Genomic DNA, 3,621 nt, shown 5'->3' with positions numbered 1-3,621 from the left:
CAGCACGACATAGCAGATCAGGAAATAGGTCAGGGACTGCGCCGTGTTCATACCGGGAAAGCCATTGCGGACATAGATCGACAGCCCGTCCTCGCCGCCATAGGCCGGCCAGGAGATGGCGAAGTAGTAGATCATCTGCGCGAAAGCGAGCGTGATCATGATGAAATAGACGCCCGTCGTGCGCAGGCTGATCGCGCCGATCGGCAAGGCGACAAGGCCGCAAACCAGGATAGCCACCGACCAGATGACCAGCATCGAGGTCGTGCCTTGCAGGCCAAACAACAGCGGTTCGGCGTTGAAGGCATGGGTCGCCAGGATGCCGGCGGCATAGCCGCCAAGGCCGAAGAAGGCGGCGTGGCCAAAGGATACCAGCCCGCCAAGACCAAGCGCGATGTTGAGCCCGACAGCAGCGAGCGCAAGGATCGTAATGCGCGTGGCAAGCGTGACGTAGAATTGCTCGCCCATTGCAGACGCACTGAACGGGATCGCTAGCAGCAGAAGTGCCAGCAGTATATTGATGATGGTTTCGCGGCTCATGGTGGCCCTTACGACTGCGCCGCAAACAGGCCGCTTGGCCTGAAAGCGAGGATCAGGGCCATGACTATGTAGATCAGCATGGAGGCGAGTGAGGCACCGATCAGCCCGGCCTGTGCCGTCGGCATCATCAACGCCAGCGCCTTGGGCAGGAGGAAGCGGCCCATCGTGTCGACGAGGCCGACGAGGATGGCACCGAACAGCGCACCCTTGATCGAGCCGATGCCGCCGATGACGATGACCACGAAGGCGAGGATGAGTGCTGGCTCGCCCATGCCGACCTGCACCGATTGCAGCGCACCGACCAGCGCGCCGGCAAGGCCGGCAAGGGCAGCACCTAGCGCGAAGACAACAGTGTAGAGCGTGCGGATGTCGACGCCGAGGGCTGCGATCATCTCGCGGTCGGATTCGCCGGCGCGGATGCGCATGCCGAGACGGGTGCGCGAGATCAGCAGATAGAGCCCCACAGCAACGGCGATGCCGACGCCGATAATGGCGAGGCGGTAGAGCTGGTACTGGCCACCGCCGGGCAGGGGCACCGCGCCTTGCAGCAGCGGTGGGATGTCGAGATAAAGCGGAAACGAGCCAGACAGCCAGCGCGTGCCTTCCGAAAAGATCAGGATCAGCGCAAACGTCGCCAGCACCTGGTCAAGATGGTCGCGCTCATAAAGCCTGCGGATGACAACGATCTCCATGACCGCACCGGCGGCTGCCGCAGCGATCAGGCTCGCCACCAGACCGATCCAGAACGAACCAGTGGCGGCGGCGACCGTGGCACAGGCAAAGGCGCCGACCATGTAGAGCGAGCCATGGGCGAGGTTGATCAGGCCCATGACTCCGAAGATCAGCGTCAGGCCGGCGGCCATGAGGAACAGCATCACTCCGAGCTGCAGCCCGTTGAGAAGTTGTTCGATCAGAAGGGCGATGGACAAATGAACGATCCGGACTGTGGTTCAAGGCGGGGAATGCCGAAGCAAGCCGCTGCAAGATACGGCGATGCGGCCTCGCCGCGGCCCCGGCCCCGTCGATGACGAGGCCGGCACTTTAGCAAAGCGGATGCAGCCTTGGGCTACATCTTGCACTGGTCGGCATAGGCGTCCTTGTGGTGTTCGAAGGCGGTGGCGATGATCTTGTTGGTCAAGACATCGCCTTCCTTTACCACCTCACGGACGTAGATGTTCTGGACCGGATGATTGTTGGTGTTGAAGGTGAACTCGCCGCGCACCGACTTGAAATCGGCTGCCTTGAGGGCCGCGCGGAACGCGTCCTTGTCCTTAACACTGGCCTTGGACAGCGCAGACAGGATCAGGTTCGCCGTATCCCAGCTCTGGGCGGCGTAGATTGAGGGCAGGCGATTGTATTCGGCCTTGAAGGCCTCGACGAACTGCTTGTTGGCTTCGTTGTCGAGGTCCCTGGACCAGCTCGCCGAGTTCTTGACGCCAAGGGCTGCGTCGCCAACCGCGGGCAAAATGTCCTGGTCGAAGGAGAAGCCAGGACCCATGACCGGGATGTTCACGCCCGACTGGGCGTACTGCTTCATGAAGGAAATGCCCATGCCGCCAGGCAGGAAGAAGAACACCGAGTCGGCACCGGAATCGCGGATCTGGGCGATCTCGGCGGCGTAGTCGGCCTGGCCGATCTGGGTGTAGGCCTCGCCTGCCAGCTCGCCCTTGTAGTAGCGCTTGAAGCCGGTCAGCGAATCCTTGCCAGCCGGGTAGTTGGGCGCGAGGATGAAGGTCTTCTTGTAGTCCTTGTTGGCGTACTGACCCATCGCCTCATGGAAATTGTCGTTCTGGTAGGCGACGTTGAAATAGTTCTTGTTGCACTTGGCGCCGGCAAGGGCCGACGGGCCGGCATTGGGCGACAAATAGATGACGTCCTGCGCCACCGCGTTGGGCACCACCGCCATCGCCAGGTTCGACCAGATGATACCGGTGAGCAGGTCGACCTTGTCGCTCTGGATCATCTTTTCGGCGAGCTGCACCGCGATCTCGGGCTTCTGGGCATCGTCTTCGATGACCAGTTCGACATCTTTGTTGCCGGACTGTTTCATCGCCAGCGTAAAGGCATCGCGCATGTCGACGCCGAGACCCGCACCGCCGCCCGAAAGCGTGGTGATGACGCCGATCTTGACGGGTTCGGCATAGGCAAGGCCAGATGTGGCCAGCGACAAAGCGAACATGCTGGATGCCAGGATATTCTTCATTTTTCTCTCCTTCCCAGTGTTTTCAATATAGATAAAATAGCTTTAGAGCCGGGTGCGAACTTTCCAGAGTTCAGTGAACAGTTCAACCTCCAGCATCTCTTCAGATACGAAGCGCCCGACGTGCCGCCGGTGCTGCGTTTCATGCCGATGATGCGTTCGACTGTGGTGACATGATTGAAGCGCCAGCGCCCGGCCATTGCCGATCGGCGCGGTGTGGTCACCCAGACCCTTTTCGACCAGACGTCGGTCAGTTCGACACCGGCATTAAGGTATTCGGGGTAGTCGAAGCCATCGAGCAGGAAGTTCGGCCACTGTTCCTCGGGCGGAAGGTTGTCGCGCGTGAACGTGTCGATATGCGCTGACGGTCCAAGCATTCTGCGGCTGTCCCCTAGATGCTCGTTGCCACGGTCTTGTCGCCGTGCGTGTGTTTGAATACGCAACTTGCGGGGAGGCTTTGCGCCGACGCCGGGCTGGTCATCCGGCATATGCGGCAGCACCCGGCGCGATCGAATATGCGACCGGCATTTGGCACAGCGAGACCTCCCACGCTCTCGACTGACGATTGAGAATTGCACCAGACCAAATTTATTTCAAGCCTAAAGTTTTTAGCCATGCCCGAGCGTTGGTGCACAAATGCGGCATGTTCGGCATCTTCGGCAAGCTCTTTGGAAAACACCGTTTTTCGCCGAACGTCTCGCCGTCGAAAACCTGGGAAGGCCTGATCGGCACGCCCTTCTCGCCGCTGCAGGCGGCGGCCGTGGCCTTCGTCGCCTGCTCGATGGGATTTCTTGGCGGGTTGGTCGCCTCGGCCATCAAGCGCGACCAGGGCGTCAAGGACTGGGGCCATCTGATCGAAGGCCATGGCGGCATGATGGACCGCA

General features: G+C 60.8%; 3 protein-coding genes and 3 pseudogenes. 1 reads left to right on the top strand and 5 read right to left on the bottom strand.

The window, feature by feature from the left end; translation table 11 throughout:
* From EN939_RS25215 to EN939_RS38625, 5 genes and pseudogenes are all read right to left on the bottom strand, one after another.
* On the bottom strand, positions 1-537 hold a 537-nt coding region (locus tag EN939_RS25215; RefSeq protein ID WP_164751207.1), incomplete at its 3' end, for a branched-chain amino acid ABC transporter permease.
* A gap of 8 nt (positions 538-545) precedes the next feature.
* Positions 546-1,466, bottom strand: a complete 921-nt coding sequence (locus EN939_RS25210) for a branched-chain amino acid ABC transporter permease (RefSeq protein ID WP_127270515.1) — start codon at positions 1,464-1,466, stop codon at positions 546-548.
* A gap of 137 nt (positions 1,467-1,603) precedes the next feature.
* On the bottom strand, positions 1,604-2,740 hold the full coding sequence (locus tag EN939_RS25205) for an ABC transporter substrate-binding protein (protein WP_127270513.1): 1,137 nt from the start codon (positions 2,738-2,740) through the stop codon (positions 1,604-1,606).
* A 42-nt stretch (positions 2,741-2,782) separates the two neighbouring features.
* Positions 2,783-2,928, bottom strand: a pseudogene (locus tag EN939_RS25200) (tryptophan 2,3-dioxygenase family protein); the annotation flags it as partial.
* Position 2,929: 1 nt separating this feature from the next.
* A pseudogene (locus EN939_RS38625) lies at positions 2,930-3,114 on the bottom strand (2-aminobenzoate-CoA ligase); the annotation flags it as partial.
* Positions 3,115-3,389: 275 nt separating this feature from the next.
* Here EN939_RS38625 and EN939_RS25190 point away from each other — a divergent pair.
* Positions 3,390-3,621 (top strand): annotated as a pseudogene (locus EN939_RS25190) (phosphatidate cytidylyltransferase); the annotation flags it as partial.

Source organism: Mesorhizobium sp. M7A.F.Ca.CA.002.05.1.1 (assembly GCF_003998335.1).
Lineage (GTDB): Bacteria > Pseudomonadota > Alphaproteobacteria > Rhizobiales > Rhizobiaceae > Mesorhizobium.
Note: the sequence above shows the minus strand (reverse complement) of the source record. Positions and strands in the feature narration are given on the sequence as shown.